This is a genomic window from Mesorhizobium sp. RCAM 06353 (assembly GCF_059683585.1).
In genome coordinates, this window is the sequence record NZ_JCASIY010000002.1 from 124,548 (window position 1) to 139,793 (window position 15,246).

A 15,246-nucleotide genomic window follows, 5' to 3' on the forward strand; every position below is an offset into this window, starting at 1 on the left:
CGATCAACGCTGACACGGGTGCAGGAACACCTGTGGTTCCTCTGGCAGCTCGATCCGGATGCGAAGAACTACGTCGTTCAAGGTGGCGTGCGTATACGAGGAGCAATCGATCTGACTGCTTTCAATGAAGCTTGGATCGATGTCGTCGGGGCCCACGACGCGCTTTCGGCACGTTTCAGCGACGAAGACGGGCCGGTCCAGATTTTTGATGATCCGCACTGCGCCAATTTAGAGTTGGTTGACACCACTCACCTTACGCGACAGGAGGCTGAGGAGCTTGTGGCGGAGATGCGGCGGACCGAGCTCAACCACACCTTTGATCTCAGTCAGGGCCATTTGTTTCGTGCGCGCATGATCCGCCTTGCCGCGAACGACCATCTAATACTGATAACCGCACACGAAATCATCATAGATGCTTGGTCGATCTCCGTCCTGCTCAGAGACTTGCGAACGAGATACTCCAATGCTGCCCCGTTCTCTCCAGAGCATCGTGTGTCACTATCGGCCTATGCGCTCTGGGAAAGTGTACACGTTACACCGGACTTGCTGGTTGAGCAGCGGCGCTACTGGCGTGGGCAGATCGGCGACAATCCGCCCGCGCTTTTGTTAGCGAGTGATCGACCCCGGCCGAAAGGGAGTTCCTACCGTGGAGCCTCGCATGCGGTTCCCCTTGGTGAAGAACTGTCCGATCAAGTGAGGGGTTTTGCACGTCGGCACAGGTGCACCACATCCACGATCCTGTTGGCATGCTTTAAGCTCCTGTTGCGGATGTATAGCGGCCAGGACGATATCATCGTCGGTATACCACACGTCGTGCGCGACCAGACAGGCACTGAGGAGATCGTTGGCTTTTTCCTCAATATGCTACCAATCCGAACGACGATCGATGTCAATAAGTCCTTTGTGGCTCACGTAACTCATGTGCAAGCCCTTGTCAGCGATGCCATCGCGAACTCGGCGTATCCATTCAGTTGGATGGTGAGGGACGCCCGATTGTACCGCGAAGCCGGTCGATCTCCAATCTTCCAAGTCATGTTCAACATGTACTCCGAACCCCAGGAGCCACCGGCCGAACGCGATTTGGATCTGACGTTTCGTGAATATGACACAGGCTATGTGAAGTTCGACCTTACCCTGTATGCGCAAGACCAGGGCGATGCGATTGCGCTGCAACTGGCATATGCGGAAGACATTTTTTCAAGTGACCTGATTGCTCGCATGGCCGCCAATCTTCGCCATCTTATTGCTGCCTGTGTCGACAGGCCGGCTGAGCCGATTGTCGCCCTGACCTGCCTGTGCCCCTCGGAGGTCGCCATGCTGGACGCGCTCAAGGGCCCTGAGCAGGTATATGAGAACGAACCTTCGCTCGTGGAAGCCTTCGATCAGGTCAGCGCAAAGAACGACCGGGTGGCGTATTTCGGCGAGTTCGGAGAAGTCACGTTCGGCCAACTGCGCGAACGCATGGCGGCGATCCAGTCCGCTCTGCGTACCGGCGAGGTAGGGCCGGGCGACATGGTCGCCATGCTGATCGACCGGTCACCTGAAGTGGCCACTACAACTTTGGCTATCCGGGCAATGCAGGCGACCGTCGTGCCTATATCGCCAGATTGCCCGAAGGAACGGATCAGCCACGTTGTAAGAGATAGCGGTGCAAAGCTCCTAATTCACGCCAGCGCGGACGAAGAGATCGATTTCGGTGTGCCGTCCATTAGCTTGTCTTTCCTGCAGGCGAGATACTACCCCGCTCGGGCAATGCACTGCGAGGTCGAGCAGCCTGATAACAGCGCAGCCAGCCTGATCTACACCTCATCCTCAACGGGTAAGGCGAAAGGCGTTCTCATACCTGAGCCCGCAATACTCAATCGACTGAACTGGATGTGGCGATGCTTTCCGTTTGATGGCGTCGACGTGATCGTTGTTCAGAAGTCGGCGGGACTTGTTGCCGCAGCATGGGAGTATTTTGGAGGGGCACCGTAAAGTTAACCGACGGCTGATGAAGATGTGCGAACATGGGCCATGTCAGAAGTTGCTCGTGATCCGCTTTATCGTCGCCACCGCTTTCCCGCCGAGATCATTGCGCACGCGGTATGGCTCTACTTTCGCTTTCCGCTCAGCCTGCGCATGGTTGAGGACATGTTGGCGGCCCGCGGCATCATCGTCACGCATCAGACCATTCGAAGCTGGGCGGAGAAATTCGGGCGGCATTTCGCCCGGGAGATCAAGCGACGGTCAGCCGGCTGCCTGGGCGACAAATGGCATCTCGACGAATGTGTGGTGGCCATCAATGGCAAGAAGCAGTGGCTCTGGCGTGCCGTCGATCAGGACGGCTTCGTCCTCGAAGTGCTGGTGCAAAGCCGCCGAAATGCCAAGGCGGCAAAGCGTCTGATGCGCAAGTTGCTGAAGGCTCAAGGGCGGACACCACGGGTCATGATCACCGACAAGCTCCGGTCCTATGATGCCGCCAGGCGCGACCTCATGCCCGGTGTCGAACACCGGTCGCACAAAGGCCTCAATAATCGAGCGGAAAATTCGCACCAGCCGACCCGACGACGCGAAAGGACCATGAAACGCTTCAAGTCGGCACGCCAGCTTCAGCGGTTCGTTTCCATCCATGATCCGATTGCCAACCTGTTCCACTTTCCCCGCAATACGCTGTCATCGGCTCAACATCGAGACCTGCGTAACGCCGCCATGCAAATCTGGAACAAAATCGCGTGTCTCGCCGCAGCGTGACAGCCGTCCCGGCCAGCTATCGCTGCATCAATCCGCTGATAACTTTACAGTGCCGTCCCGCCTACGGCTAGCGTATTGTAGGCTGTTTCCAGTGCATTTAGGAACAGTCGGTACCCAGTCCCGTCAGCTACAAAGTGATGCATCAAAACAAGCAGATAGTAGTTGCCGCTCTCTGATGTCCGGAAGGCTGAAAGCCTGACGAGGGGTGTCTGACCGTCAAACCGAAACCTGGTTTGACGCTCTGCGCAGGCGCCTTCGATGACCGTCAGCTGTTTTGCCGTGGCCATGCCGACCAGGTCTATTTCTTCCACGAGGGGATTGGGTACCGATCCGATTGCCTGAGATAGGCCGCTCTCGGTTTGGACTATTCGAAGTTTCAGTCCTTCGTGCCGACCAATGACATGAGCAAGGGCGCCTTCAAGGATTGATAGATTCAGGAGACCCGCGGGCAGGAAGAAAAGGTCGCCAAGGTTGTAGTGCTCGCCTAATCCGACAAGGCTGTTCCAAGATGAGACGGCGGGAGTCACTCGCAACGGTCCATCGGGAGCCTCATAGGCAGAGATCGTCGTGGCCGATGCGATTTCCTTGGCCAATTCCCGAATGGTCGATGTTCTGTACAGTTGGCCAACGGTCAAGCTCAGTCCGGCTTTACGCGCTAATGTAACGCAACGCACACTCAGAAGAGAGTTTCCGCCGATATCAAAGAAGCTGTCATCGATCCCGATGGATTTGGCGCCTAACAGTTCTTGCCAGATCTCGGCAAGAAGTCTCTCCCGCTCCGTGCGCGGCTCAGTAGATTGGGCATTCCGAAGCTCGCGGGATCGGACAGAAGAGAGGCGACGACGATCTATCTTCCCGCTCGCCGTCAGTGGCATACGGTCCACCATGCGAAAATCGGATGGAATCATGTAGATGGGGTATTCGGCTTAGCGCCCTCTCTTCAAGGCTTCGTGTGGAGAGGCGCTGCGCTTCGAGTTGATGATAGACGTGGTCTGTTCAGGAACAGCCACAAGCATCAGGAAAGGAAGCGCGGCATGGACCATTATGCGGGGTTAGACGTTTCGGTGAAAGAGACGTCAGTATGCATCATCGACGAAACAGGCAAGGTTTGCCGTGAAGTGAAGGTCCCGAGCCACCCGGATGACCTTATCCGGGCTCTGCAGGACCCAACCTGGCAACTGGCGCGCGTAGGGCTTGAGGCTGGGCCATTGTCGCAATGGCTGTTCAGCGGACTGGCGGCAGCCGGCTTGCCGGCGATCTGTATTGAGACACGGCACACGAAGGCGTTTCTAAAGGCGCAGGTCAATAAGAGCGATCGCAATGATGCCCGCGGCATTGCACAGATGATGCGGGTCAATCTGTTCCGGCCGGTGCACGTCAAGACGCTGACCAGCCAGAAACGCCGTGTCCTTTTGAGCGCCCGTAAGTTGCTGCAGGAGAAGGCAGTTGCCTTCGAGAACGACATCCGCGGTTTGTTGCGCAACTTTGGGCTCAAGGTCGGCACCGTCGGTGCAGTCAATTTTGAAGAGCGAATTCGCGAACTCGTCGAGGACGAGCCTGAGATCGGCGACATCATCGAGCCGTTGCTGGCCGCCCGGCGGAAACTGCGCGAAGAGTTCGCGAAACTCCATCGGAAGCTGCTGTCGATCGTCCGAGGTGACGAGGTTTGCAGGCGCTTGATGACGATCCCCGGCGTCGGACCTGTCGTCTCTCTGGCCTTCAGTTCCACAATCGATGTTCCGGCCCGCTTCAGCAGCTCGAAGGCCGTTGGTCCAGCGTTGGGTCTGACGCCGGTACTCAATCAGTCCGGCGAAAGTCGTCGCGTCGGCCGCGTCTCACTATGCGGCGACGGCATGATGCGCACGCTCCTCTATGAAGCCGCCCAATGCCTGCTGACGCGTGTGACGAAATGGTCTTGGTTGAAAGCCTGGGCGATGAATGTCGCCAAACGACGGGGTCGTCAGAAGGCCGTCGTCGCGTTGGCGCGGCGACTGGCAGTGATCATGCATCGCATGTGGAGCAACGGGACCGAATTCCGCTGGACGAGGGAAAGTATGTCGGCAGTTGCTTGACGGGTCTTCGGGAAGGAGAATAACATTCCGCCAGCCGGCGGAAAGACGTCCTTCGCGGGACGATGGATGAGATGAGTTCGTTGCCGCCCTGGTTCCGACCGCATATTGCGATCAGGACGCGCTGTAGATTGTTCCGTCTTGTCCTTCTAATCCCATATTGGGAGGGCCGAGACGCGCGCCGATCCCGGAGAGAAGCAAGAGCCCGCGAGAGACATCACAAGCCGGCAGAGTAGAATACTCGAAAGTGCTTGACCTCAACACGCCGAATAGAGAAGGGCGGCAATTCCTGCCGTAGGTGATTCACAAGGTCTCCTGAGGTAAGGCCGTCGTCAGTTGGGACCACTATGGCCACCAGTCGGCGATTGTCATCCACTCCCCGAACGACTGCGGTTGCCCTGGCAATGCCAGGATGCGCTTCAAGGGCGGTTTCGATTTCCTCCAGCTCAATTCGGAAACCTCGGAGCTTGATTTGATTGTCCGATCGACCGCAAATCTCCAAAACACCTTTGGCTGAGACGCGGGCGATATCGCCACTGCGATAAAGAAGGCCGTATTGGCAGTCATCGTATGGATTGGGCACGAAACTTTGCTTCGTTCGCTCTGGGTCCCGCCAGTACCCCGTGCTTACGCAGCGTCCCGCGACGCAGAGTTCGCCTGCTACCCCGACGGGAACCCGCTCCAACTGTGCATTGAGCACATAGATCTTCACATTGTCGATTGGGCGCCCGATCGGCACAGCTTTAGAGCCATCGTCCGCCTCCGATGTTGCGTAGACTGCCGCATTAGACGCGCATTCCGTGGCGCCATAAAAATTCCATAGCGGCACATCTGGAAAGCTCTGTCGCCAACGAGAAGGAAGCGATGGCGGCATCGGTTCAGCACTGCTTGTGACTAGGCGCAAGCTGGTCGTTTCCGCATGTCGTTTTTGAGAGGCGATCAGACCGGACAGAATGGGCGGGGAAGCGAACAACCGAGTCACGCGATGCCTAGTCAAGGCACTCAACAAGAGGTCGGGGTCGAGCAACTGGTCATCGGTCAGGATCAGCGTTGGGACCCCCTTCAGGAGTCCTCCAAAGGCACTGTAAAGTTATCAGCGGATTGATGCAGCGATAGCTGGCCGGGACGGCTGTCACGCTGCGGCGAGACACGCGATTTTGTTCCAGATTTGCATGGCGGCGTTACGCAGGTCTCGATGTTGAGCCGATGACAGCGTATTGCGGGGAAAGTGGAACAGGTTGGCAATCGGATCATGGATGGAAACGAACCGCTGAAGCTGGCGTGCCGACTTGAAGCGTTTCATGGTCCTTTCGCGTCGTCGGGTCGGCTGGTGCGAATTTTCCGCTCGATTATTGAGGCCTTTGTGCGACCGGTGTTCGACACCGGGCATGAGGTCGCGCCTGGCGGCATCATAGGACCGGAGCTTGTCGGTGATCATGACCCGTGGTGTCCGCCCTTGAGCCTTCAGCAACTTGCGCATCAGACGCTTTGCCGCCTTGGCATTTCGGCGGCTTTGCACCAGCACTTCGAGGACGAAGCCGTCCTGATCGACGGCACGCCAGAGCCACTGCTTCTTGCCATTGATGGCCACCACACATTCGTCGAGATGCCATTTGTCGCCCAGGCAGCCGGCTGACCGTCGCTTGATCTCCCGGGCGAAATGCCGCCCGAATTTCTCCGCCCAGCTTCGAATGGTCTGATGCGTGACGATGATGCCGCGGGCCGCCAACATGTCCTCAACCATGCGCAGGCTGAGCGGAAAGCGAAAGTAGAGCCATACCGCGTGCGCAATGATCTCGGCGGGAAAGCGGTGGCGACGATAAAGCGGATCACGAGCAACTTCTGACATGGCCCATGTTCGCACATCTTCATCAGCCGTCGGTTAACTTTACGGTGCCTCTCGAGTCCCACCGAGACATCATCGACGGCTATTCTGCCCTCGAGCGGAAGAAGGACATCATGGTCGCCAAGCTCGCGACCTGGGTGCCGATCCAGCCGAACCGGTTCCAAGGCGACTACGCGGCGACGGTCGATGGCCTTGCCGAAATCATGTCAACGAAAACGTTGCGGACATTCCACTACACCCGGATGACTGACGACGAGGTTGAATCCGTGCAGGCCGAAGGCATCGTTCCGACCGCGGGGGATTCCCTGAACAACCGCGTCGATCGTCAGGTCGCGGCTGGAGGGTTGACACCGGAACAGGGCACTAGGATCATCAAGCGACCCCGCCTGCCCACGGATTTCGGCGTCCGCAAAGGCTTCTGGTCAACAACTGTGCCGCTCCATCCGGACGAATCCGCCGTGAAGCTGCTCGTCGAGCACTGGGGCGGCGAATCCGCTTACTGGCTGCTTGTTGGAACGGAAGATGAGGATGTGATCAGCGTTCTGAAGGAAATCGGCCGCGGCAGAGTCTTCGAGATCACGGTACCGCTTGCGGAAGCCAACGGTGGCTTGGCAGGCTTTAGCGCCGCCAGGATTGCCGTCAGGGAATATGCGTGCAGCCTGGGTTCCGTATTCCTTCGCGAAGGCCTCGATCTCGGCGTCGAACACAAACTGCCCCCCTCCAACATTCTCAGGATTCATTCGGAGGGTGAGGAGGGGTACACGGTGATCGGGAGGGGCTACCCGACCACCTATAAGAAACCGGAGTAGGGTGACAGGCGCACAGTCGAGTTTTTTCACGGCATCGGTCAATTTCTCAGTTCGGGGAACATGACGTTGCGCCAGGATGGACATTCTGCTGAATTTCACCTGCCGGCGCTGTTTCGTGGACGCGCGATTGGGACCAGTTCTATTGCCCGTCTCGGCTCAAGCCGGGGCGAGCATCTTTGCGTTATGGGAGGATTTGCTCACCATGACTCAAAGTGGCGGCCATGGAGATCGCCTCAGAAGCGGCGCCCGATTGGAAACATTAGCACCTCCGCGTTTTGGCGTGGCTGCTTGAACTCTTCGACGGCAACCGCCTCAATTAACAGGTCCAAGGCTTCGCGTCCCCTCTGGCTCATCGGGTCATCGCCACGAAGGTAGTGATACGCTCGATCTAAATGCACTCGGGCGGCGGAAAAATCGCTTGTCATATGACCCTCTCAGTAGCCGCCCGCATTAGCCGTCTACGAGGTGAGGGTCGCGCAATCGTCAATATCCACAGACGGATTTGATTTAAATCGGGGATAATCCGGGGGATTAGCCAGGTCGCCGGCTGCCTTTTGCGAGATATAGCGTGCATTCGAACAGGATCGCCCGGATGTCAGGGTGCTCCGGTCTCAGGCGCGAGAGGAATGCCGGGCGTTGTCCCGTTGTTTGAAATGTGGCCGCGTGAGGCCGACACCGCGCTTTTCAGGCAGGCCGTGCACTCACGGCTTCCCACGCGGCCATTGCCTGGCGTCGATGGGCTCGAATTCGCGCTGCGGAGCGGTTGGTCTGGGATGGGACGAAGAGATTTCGGACGGCGGAGAAGATCATCAAGGCGGTTAGCTCGTCCCTCGAACTCCACTTGCGACGAGCCGCACTTTGGCCACGATCCACAAGAAAAATAAGAGTTCCCCTTTAGATAAAAGCCGTGCTTGCGCTGCGCTCTGTTTGTGGATTTTCTTATCATTTCGATGCGAGGCGGCGTCGAACAGCCGGACTAAGTCCACGTGACGGGGTGGCGCGTCTCGCGCCTGCATCGGTTTGCGCAGGGACAGCCAGCAGCGGCGCACATCCGATCTGCCACTCAGGGGTGCAGTTTTGGTGCCGCGTAGCGCACGTCAGGAAAAACCTTCACGCAGTTCCTGCCACTCCGCTTTGCATCGTAGAGAGCTGAATCGGCGCGAGCCAAGGCGTCATCGATATTCCGATCGTCAGCGAAGATTTCCGTGACACCGAAACTCGCGGTGATTCTGACCGTGGTGTTTTCCTTTTGGATAGGAGTTTTCTCCACCATTTCCCGGAGCTTTTCGGCCAGCTTAGCGGCACCGAATAGATCAGCGGCCGGCAGGATAACCGCGAACTCCTCTCCACCAATGCGAGCCAGCACGTCAATCTGCCTTACGGACCCCATGCAGAGCAGTGAAAGACAACGCAGGGTTTCATCCCCCATTGCATGGCCATAGGTGTCATTGACAGCCTTGAAGTGATCCACGTCGATCATAATCACCGATGCCGGTGACCGGAAGCGCCGGACCCGCTCGACTTCACCGTTGCCAATCTGGAGAAAGTATCTCCGATTTGGCAAGCCGGTGAGTGGGTCTGTAGAAGCCAGTCTGGCCAGATCAACCTCGAGCATCTTTCGGTCAGTAATGTTGAGGTGAGAGACCACCGCTCCTTGCTGCTTGACTTTCAGCGGCGTCACCCGACCTAAAAACCATCTGAATTCAGTCGGCGAATGGCAGGGGTATTCCATTTGAAACAGTGCGGTTTCACCGCTTAGAACAGACTGGACACCCGTGGCGAAGCCCTCCGCTTCTTCAGATCCGGGCCCTACCGCGCCTCGGCAGATCTTGAGATAGTGGGTCCCGACATCAGAGCGATAAACATCGATGGAGTTTGCTGCGCCGAAATTTTGCCAGGCTCGGTTCACGGCAATGATCTCGCCCACCCGATCGACAATGCAGATATTGGATGTGAGCGCATCGAGAACGGCGACCGCGAAGCCTGTTGTCTGAAGAATTGAGGTCATAATTCCAAACCCTGCCTCCCATGAGTGCTCACCGCTCCTCAGTCCACTCAAGTTCGACCGAGCATCGTTAAGAGACTGTATCCGATACCGGTAATATTATTCCAAGCAATTCAGCCGTGGATTCAAGGTCCCTGAACTGTCCAGAATGGCCGGGGTTCGACCGAGGCCGTGTGAAAACCCACCTACGAGCTCACCACGGTCGATTCCGACGCGCCGGACGGATTTCGGTTTTTTATCCATCGACCAACATCGAAACGCCGAGAGTATCCGACAGCATTATTTAAGGGGATGTCACATTAACGAGAAATACTACTATCTACTCGTCAAGCGGAAAAGTTTCGGGCAAAGAACTCAAAGGGTTAGGGCGTCAAGAAGGGGCGTTGTTGCGTGGATCACCCGGCGACTGATATTGAGCGGTGGTTTTCAGTCTCCTGATCCGGATTTCGACGATGCCGCACAAGTTCAATGCCGATCGGCGGGACAAGATTGCCAAGCAGAAATATCAAGTGACGAATTGGCCGGCATATAATGAAAGCCTGCGTCAACGTGGTGATTTGACCATCTGGGTGAAGGATGAGGCTCTGTCTTTATGGACGGCGCAGAGGCGGACATCGCGGGGTGGTCAGCCGAAATACTCGGATCTGGCGATTACGTTGTGCTTGACCCTGCGCGTCGTCTACGGGCTGGCGCTACGCCAGACCCAAGGCTTGATGCGCAGTGTCGCGGCGCTGATGGGGTTCGATATTGCCGTGCCTGACTTCTCCACCCTGTCTCGCCGGAGCAAAGGGCTGGCGTTGCCGTCGACAAAGTCCCGAGCCACAACATCAGGTCCGGTCCATCTGGTTGTCGACAGCACCGGCTTGAAGGTCTTCGGCGAGGGCGAGTGGCTGGAAAACAAGCACAAAACCAAGGCCAAACGCAAAAGATGGCGCAAACTGCACCTTGGTCTCAATCTTGTCAGTGGTGAGATTGTTTGTTCCGATCTGACCGTGGATGATGTCGGCGATCCGACAGCGTTACCAGGACTTCTGGACCAGATCGGTGGCCCCGTCGAGAAGTTCATTGCCGACGGCGCCTATGATGGAACGCCAACCCGAGATCTTCTGGCGACACGCTTTGGTGAGATCGTGGAGGTCATTATCCCACCTCCCAAGACTGCCGTTGCCAGCCCTCAATCGGTGCTGGTTCCATCTGTCCGCGATCGCCATATTGCAGAAATCCAGACCAAAGGGCGGATGGCATGGCAGAAATCCACCGGCTACAACAAGCGCAGTCGCGCTGAGACCCAGATGGGTCGATGGAAGGCTGTGATCGGGCCCAAACTCAAAGCGCGACATTTTGACAATCAGAAGACTGAAGCGAAGATTGGCGTCCGTGTTCTTAACCGGATGACAGAACTTGGCCGGCCCAAGTTCGAGCGCGTTGCATGAAAAATGCAGTGGATAGGGTTGCCTCGTCCAAAGTCTGATCCATGCAACAGTGCTGCGTCGTATGATCTGGAACTGGGACTTTCAGCCCCATGAGATCCAGCAGCGAGTGGAGCAATCCCTCGGTCTGGCGCAGCCGCATTGCCAAGACGCAACCCAACGTCAGCGCTGTCTCAATGGCGAGATCGGAATACCGGGCTTGGCCGCCGCGGGTCTTGCGTCGCGGAGCGCGCCATCCCGCCAGTGCCTCCGGCGTTACCCATAAGGTCAGGGCTACCACGCCGGCGCAGACCTGCTTCGTAGTCACGCCAATTCGTCACCCTGAATTTCATCTTTCCGACGTGATGACGACGATCTGCGTTGTATTTGTACGGCATGGCAACTCGCATCAAGCTGATTTCGATCCTGCCTGCCTATCGCCAAACCGTTGACAAAGAATCCATGCACCAACGCTGTGGCGCTCTGCACGCAAAAAGGCGGGACCGGCAAGACCACGATCGCGACGGCGCTTGCGGTCGCGGCGCACCTGGCCGGGAAGAAATCGGCCCTGCTCGACCTCGACCCTCAGACAAACGCCGTCAACTGGTTCGACCGGCGAGAAGGCGACGGCCCGGACGTTGCCTCGATTCAGCCCGGCGCTGTCCGGCGCTCGCTGGACGCCTATCGCGGCCTTGGCATGGATTGGGTGTTCATCGATACGCCCGGCAAGATGGACAGCGCCTCGACCGAGGCGGCCAAGCACGCCGACATGGTGTTGATCCCGACCCAGGCGCAGATTTTCGCGATCGACACATTGGAGCCGCTAAAGCGGCTTCTGGACATGGCCGACAATCCTCCCGCATTCGTGGTGCTGAATCTCGTGCATCCCAACGCCGGGGGCAGGGCGGCCGACGATGCCGCCGCGATTACGGAGCGGTTCAACGTGCCGGTCGCACCCATCCATATGTCGCGCCTGAAGGCCTACGAGGACGCCCTGGCCTTGGGGCAGACGCCGCAGGAACTGGAACCGGAAGGGCGAGCGGCCCAGGAAGTCGCCGGCCTGTTCAGCTTCCTTTCGGAGCAGGGAAGCATGATTACAGGTAAGCATGAAAGGATGAAAGCATGAGCCGCAAGCCTTCCCTTCTGGCGACCGCCATCAAGACGGCAGAGCAGCCTGCGGCTTCCGACCCGCCGGCCGAGCCGAAGCGGGCCGCTCGCAGCCCGCAGCCGGCCGGAACCTATATTCCGCCGTCGCGGGCCAATAAGGCGGCCAAAACACACCACTTGCCTCCGGCCTATTGGGAGACGCTGGAAGAACTCAGCTTCCGAACACGCGATGACAAGGGCAAGCGGATTCCGCAGGAGAGGCTTGTGGCCGAGGCGCTGAACCTGCTTTTCGCCAAATACAATTTCCCAGTCGTTCGAGGGGGTGGGGACCCGGCCGTCCCTACGGTCCTATGTGAGAGAGCGGGCGGGCGGGCGCTTGTGTCGTGCCGATGAATCTTGAAACTATAACAATATGAACTATAGTGTGTGGTGCTATAGCGAGGTTCCGTGCGAATTTTCTTGACCAGAGGCGTTATGCGGTTCGCCCGCCGGCAACGGATTGCCGACGCCAGCTTGAGCGAGGCGATCGAGCGGGCCGAGCATGGCACCATCGACGCCGATCTTGGCGGCGGCCTTATCAAGCAGCGCGTGGCGCGGCCTGGTCAGGGACGTTCTGGCGGGTTTCGGATGATCGTCGCCTATCGGGCGGCTGGGCGCGCGGTGTTTCTGTATGCGTTCGCCAAAAGCGACCGCGACAACATTGACGATGACGAACTGGCGGCCCTGCGCACGATTGGGGCGAACTGGCTTGCCGCGTCGGCCGAGCTGGTCGTGCAAGCCATTGAGGACGGAGATTTGAAGGAGATCGAGCATGACGACGACGAAGCCTAGTCGCCTCGCCCGCGAGATCGCGGAAATGGCGGGCGCGCAGCGCCGCCTCGGGATCATGGACGAGGCCACCTATGAGAAGATCACCGCGCGGCACCTTGGAGAGAAGGTCTTGCCGACCGAAACGCCGATGACAGGCGCACAGGTGCGGGCCGTGCGCGAGCGGGCGCACCTTAGCCAAGCCGCGTTCGGCCGCTATCTCAATGTGACGCCCGGCTATGTGTCGCAGCTTGAGCGCGGCGAGGCGCTGGCCAAGGGGCCGGCGCTGGCCCTGTTGAACGTCATCCGGCGGCGGGGCATTGAGGCGCTGCATTAGTAGGGCAGGGCGAACATGCTTGCAGGTAAGCATGTAATCATCCGGCCCGACCGTCCCTACGGCCCTATGTGAGAGAGCGGGCCGGCCGGGGGCTGGCGTCGTGCCTGGTGCAGCCCGACAGGTTCAGGATTCCATAGGGGCCGCCTGCACTATGGTTCCGGTTATCGCTCTATCTGGTCGAACAGCCCCCGGAACTCGGGATCGGCGTAATAGGCGAGCTTGCCGGCGAGGATAGGGCGTTGTCCTGCCAGGAACAGAAGTTCGATGTTTTGCGGCAGGCTGCGCACTTCGTCAGGGGTGAGCAGCGGCCGGCCGGAATGGTGCTCGCCGTAGGATATGCCGGACTTTTCGGAATCGAGCGCCTGGCCCATCGTCTTGAACACGGCGGTTTCCTGTCCGAGCAGATCTGAGACGAGGCGGGCGCTTTCGTGATCGTTGACGCCGAACACCTGCAGGACGCCGGCGTTCGACAGGAATGTTCCGGCGCGCGTGCCGTAGGTGGCGCGGAGCTGGTGAACGTCCTGCAGAATGGGCCAGAGCTGGACGCCGTAGCCGGCCATGAGGCCCATAGCGCGCTCTACGGGGGCGATGTGGCCAAGGGCGGCGAACTCATCCAGCAGGTACAGGACTGGCGCAGCCAGTGGGGCAGGGGACGAACTGGCGGCCCTTGCCATGTCGGTGAGGCTTTGGGTGACCAGCAGGCGCAGCCATCTTGAATAGGTCGCGAGGCGATCGGGCGGCAGGACGAGGAACACCGTTCCGGTGCGCACCTTCAGGTCGCGGAACGCGAAGTCGGACCGGCTGAGCACGGCGGTCATACGCGGGCTGTCGAGGAAATGGGTATGGCGCTGCGCGGCCGAGAGGACGCCGGCCGCCTCGCGGTCGGATTTTCCAAGGTGGCGGTTGGCGGCGCGGGCGACCAGGCCGCCAACGGAGTTCGAGCGCTGCATTTCCTTCATGAGCGCGGAGAAGATTTCCGGCGCCAGGGTCAGGTTCTCGCGCAGGGTGGCGAGGGTGCGCCTGGCGCGCGGTTCTGTGGCGACGATATGGAGGATGACGCCGGCGATCAGTGCCTTTGCTTCCTCGTTCCAATGCGCCTCGCCGGCCGTGCCGGGTTCGTCATAGACCAGGGCGTCGGCCAAGGTGCTTGCGTCTTCGGCCACGTCGAGGCCGTCAAGGTCGAGGGCATCGAGGGGATTGAAAGCGGCCGAGGGTTTTCCAGTGACGCCGAAGGGGTCGAGGACGTGGACCGGGCCGAACTTCTGGCGGGCGCGGCCGGCGATCCTGGCATTTTCACCCTTGGGGTCGATGCAGATCACGGAGCGGTCGGCAGTGAGCAGATTCGGGATGATGGTTCCCACACCTTTGCCGGTCCTGGTCGGTGCCATCGTAAGCAGATGGGCCGGCCCATCATAGCGCAGGAGCTTTCCGGTCTTGCTGTCGCGGCCGACCAGGAGGCCGGCTTGCGAGCGGGTGAGGGGAGCCACTTCCTTGTCGGTAGCGAAGCGGGCCGAGCCGTGGGTGTCGCTGTCCATGAACCCGAAGTGCTGAATCATCGGCCTGGACAGGAGGCGGAAGACGAACAGGACGAGAAAGGCGGTGAAAGCGAAGTTGCCGACATACCAGAGCACATCGCCGCGCTGGATGCCGGCCCATTGCATGAGGGCCATGAGGCCGCCGCCGACGATGAACAGGACGAGGAAGAATAGCGCCCCCATCCTGGCGACGTAGCCGGCGGCGCGGAACGGGCCGGTGATGATCGCGACGAAGGCCCACAGGGGATCGCGGCCGGCCGCGCGCAGCATGTTCTTGAAGGCGGCCCATGCCAGCCGGAAATCAGTCATGAGGTCGTCCCCCATCCGCTGGCCGCTTGATCAGATCGGCAAACAGTTCCCTGTCCATGTCGCGCGTGAGGAAGCCCGGCAGCTCGCGGCGCAGCCAGTTGGGGAGGGCGCGGGACATGTCGTCGCGGCCGTGTTCGAGGCGATGCAGGACGAGCGCGCCGAGCAGCACCTTGCGGCGCGTGTCGTTCGCGCGCTCCTGTTTGGACAACCTGGCTTTGAGAGTGGCGCGCTGCGCATCCAGTTCGGCCAGCCTTTGTTCGATCGTCTTGCGCGCCATTTG

At 59.2% G+C, this 15,246-nt stretch carries 16 protein-coding genes and 1 pseudogene; 9 read left to right on the forward strand and 8 right to left on the reverse strand.

The features are described from left to right. Nucleotides 1-18: 18 nt before the first annotated feature. Together AC56QX_RS36850 and AC56QX_RS36855 are read left to right on the forward strand one after the other, a co-directional pair. Entirely contained in the window at nt 19-1,977 is a 1,959-nt protein-coding gene (locus tag AC56QX_RS36850) for a condensation domain-containing protein (protein WP_497118743.1), read from the forward strand. Nucleotides 1,978-2,016: 39 nt separating this feature from the next. Next, a complete protein-coding gene (locus AC56QX_RS36855; RefSeq protein ID WP_183465491.1) occupies nt 2,017-2,733 on the forward strand; it encodes an IS6 family transposase in 717 nt (238 codons plus the stop codon). 44 nt (nt 2,734-2,777) lie between these two features. Here the strand turns inward: AC56QX_RS36855 and AC56QX_RS36860 are convergent, their stop codons facing one another. Continuing rightward, nucleotides 2,778-3,608: a condensation domain-containing protein gene (locus AC56QX_RS36860; RefSeq protein WP_497118744.1), complete on the reverse strand. Its 831-nt coding sequence runs from the start codon at nt 3,606-3,608 to the stop codon at nt 2,778-2,780. 159 nt (nt 3,609-3,767) lie between these two features. Between AC56QX_RS36860 and AC56QX_RS36865 the strand changes: the two genes are divergently transcribed. Beyond that, complete coding sequence (locus AC56QX_RS36865) at nt 3,768-4,805, forward strand: IS110 family RNA-guided transposase (protein WP_497118543.1); 1,038 nt, start codon at nt 3,768-3,770, stop codon at nt 4,803-4,805. A 214-nt stretch (nt 4,806-5,019) separates the two neighbouring features. On the opposite strand, the gene AC56QX_RS36870 is transcribed toward AC56QX_RS36865, so the two are convergent. Both AC56QX_RS36870 and AC56QX_RS36875 read right to left on the reverse strand, forming a co-directional pair. After that, a complete protein-coding gene (locus AC56QX_RS36870) occupies nt 5,020-5,829 on the reverse strand; it encodes an AMP-binding protein (RefSeq protein ID WP_497118745.1) in 810 nt (269 codons plus the stop codon). A gap of 105 nt (nt 5,830-5,934) precedes the next feature. Continuing rightward, nucleotides 5,935-6,651, reverse strand: coding sequence for an IS6 family transposase (locus AC56QX_RS36875; protein ID WP_183465491.1), 717 nt, complete (start codon nt 6,649-6,651; stop codon nt 5,935-5,937). 5 nt (nt 6,652-6,656) lie between these two features. On the opposite strand from AC56QX_RS36875, the gene AC56QX_RS36880 reads away from it, so the two are divergent. Beyond that, nucleotides 6,657-7,457: a hypothetical protein gene (locus AC56QX_RS36880; RefSeq protein WP_497118746.1), complete on the forward strand. Its 801-nt coding sequence runs from the start codon at nt 6,657-6,659 to the stop codon at nt 7,455-7,457. Nucleotides 7,458-7,690: 233 nt separating this feature from the next. On the opposite strand, the gene AC56QX_RS36885 is transcribed toward AC56QX_RS36880, so the two are convergent. Both AC56QX_RS36885 and AC56QX_RS36890 read right to left on the reverse strand, forming a co-directional pair. After that, nucleotides 7,691-7,882, reverse strand: a complete 192-nt coding sequence (locus AC56QX_RS36885) for a hypothetical protein (protein WP_497118747.1) — start codon at nt 7,880-7,882, stop codon at nt 7,691-7,693. A gap of 638 nt (nt 7,883-8,520) precedes the next feature. Continuing rightward, a complete protein-coding gene (locus AC56QX_RS36890) occupies nt 8,521-9,465 on the reverse strand; it encodes a sensor domain-containing diguanylate cyclase (protein WP_497118748.1) in 945 nt (314 codons plus the stop codon). A gap of 449 nt (nt 9,466-9,914) precedes the next feature. On the opposite strand from AC56QX_RS36890, the gene AC56QX_RS36895 reads away from it, so the two are divergent. Beyond that, the gene (locus AC56QX_RS36895; protein ID WP_497118750.1) at nt 9,915-10,895 is read left to right on the forward strand and encodes an IS5 family transposase; all 981 of its coding nucleotides are present in this window, start codon (nt 9,915-9,917) and stop codon (nt 10,893-10,895) included. On the opposite strand, the pseudogene AC56QX_RS36900 reads toward AC56QX_RS36895, so the two are convergent. Further along, nucleotides 10,873-11,269 (reverse strand): annotated as a pseudogene (locus AC56QX_RS36900) (transposase); the annotation flags it as partial. The gene AC56QX_RS36895 and the pseudogene AC56QX_RS36900 overlap by 23 nt on opposite strands. A gap of 50 nt (nt 11,270-11,319) precedes the next feature. On the opposite strand from AC56QX_RS36900, the gene AC56QX_RS36905 reads away from it, so the two are divergent. The 4 genes from AC56QX_RS36905 to AC56QX_RS36920 are packed head-to-tail and all read left to right on the forward strand — an operon-like array spanning nt 11,320 to nt 13,122. Next, nucleotides 11,320-11,997 carry an AAA family ATPase gene (locus AC56QX_RS36905; protein WP_497118751.1) on the forward strand — a complete coding sequence of 226 codons (678 nt, stop codon included), beginning with the start codon at nt 11,320-11,322 and terminating at the stop codon, nt 11,995-11,997. After that, nucleotides 11,994-12,371: a chromosome partitioning protein ParB gene (locus AC56QX_RS36910; protein WP_497118752.1), complete on the forward strand. Its 378-nt coding sequence runs from the start codon at nt 11,994-11,996 to the stop codon at nt 12,369-12,371. The genes AC56QX_RS36905 and AC56QX_RS36910 overlap by 4 nt, the downstream gene beginning before the upstream one ends. 54 nt (nt 12,372-12,425) lie before the next feature. Continuing rightward, a complete protein-coding gene (locus AC56QX_RS36915; protein ID WP_497118753.1) occupies nt 12,426-12,809 on the forward strand; it encodes a type II toxin-antitoxin system RelE/ParE family toxin in 384 nt (127 codons plus the stop codon). After that, entirely contained in the window at nt 12,790-13,122 is a 333-nt protein-coding gene (locus tag AC56QX_RS36920) for a helix-turn-helix domain-containing protein (RefSeq protein ID WP_497118754.1), read from the forward strand. Before AC56QX_RS36915 ends, AC56QX_RS36920 begins: the two co-directional genes overlap by 20 nt. A 161-nt stretch (nt 13,123-13,283) precedes the next feature. Here the strand turns inward: AC56QX_RS36920 and AC56QX_RS36925 are convergent, their stop codons facing one another. Together AC56QX_RS36925 and AC56QX_RS36930 are read right to left on the reverse strand one after the other, a co-directional pair. After that, complete coding sequence (locus AC56QX_RS36925; protein ID WP_497118755.1) at nt 13,284-14,966, reverse strand: type IV secretory system conjugative DNA transfer family protein; 1,683 nt, start codon at nt 14,964-14,966, stop codon at nt 13,284-13,286. After that, entirely contained in the window at nt 14,959-15,243 is a 285-nt protein-coding gene (locus AC56QX_RS36930) for a mobilization protein (protein ID WP_497118756.1), read from the reverse strand. The genes AC56QX_RS36925 and AC56QX_RS36930 overlap by 8 nt, the downstream gene beginning before the upstream one ends. Between the last annotated feature and the right edge of the window lie 3 nt (nt 15,244-15,246).